Genomic DNA, 633 nt, shown 5'->3' on the forward strand with positions numbered 1-633 from the left:
CCCGATGGCTCGGATATGACGAGCATTCTCGATATTGATCGCGCGGAATTGCATTCCGTGCCCACAAGCACGATAGCGTGGATTTGCAATCCGTGCCCACACAGTGCATCAACAATCTAAAATAAGTCCAACATTACAACATCTAAATCATTGTCTAAGCCCGCATAATTTCTAGCAGAACTAAAATAATAATCCTCTGGTGAGCTAACTACTTTCTCTTTTACAGGATTGTTGTGTATATAATTCACTTTTTGTTTTATGAACCAGCTGCTCGAAGTATTCAAAAAAACGTACTTAAAGACTGTGGGTTGCTGCGCGAATGTCTCTGACTTCGCGCCATTTTAAATCGTAATGAACCGCGGATTCGCAGATTAAATATTACTATAATCTGCGAATCCGCGGTTATTTTAGATAGGTAATTATATTTCGAATCCTTGTTTTTCGCGCACCTTGGCTATTACACCATTGGCCACAGCCGATGCTTTTTGAGCAACAATTTTTAAATGGGCATCTAGGCCTATATCTATATGACAATCCATATTCATTTAATAGGTACTGCATTTGAAGGGGAATTGCAAAATGTGATACGTGATTTTAAGAAGTATACCTCAAAAAAATTAATTAAAGCAATAC

The 633-nt window shown here is 38.2% G+C and carries 1 pseudogene; it reads right to left on the minus strand.

Annotated features, from left to right (window positions below):
- Window positions 1–116 precede the first annotated feature (116 nt).
- Window positions 117–272, minus strand: a pseudogene (locus AC061C_RS15875) (REP-associated tyrosine transposase); the annotation flags it as partial.
- Between the last annotated feature and the right edge of the window lie 361 nt (window positions 273–633).

The organism is Flavobacterium sp. GNP010, from assembly GCF_056428945.1.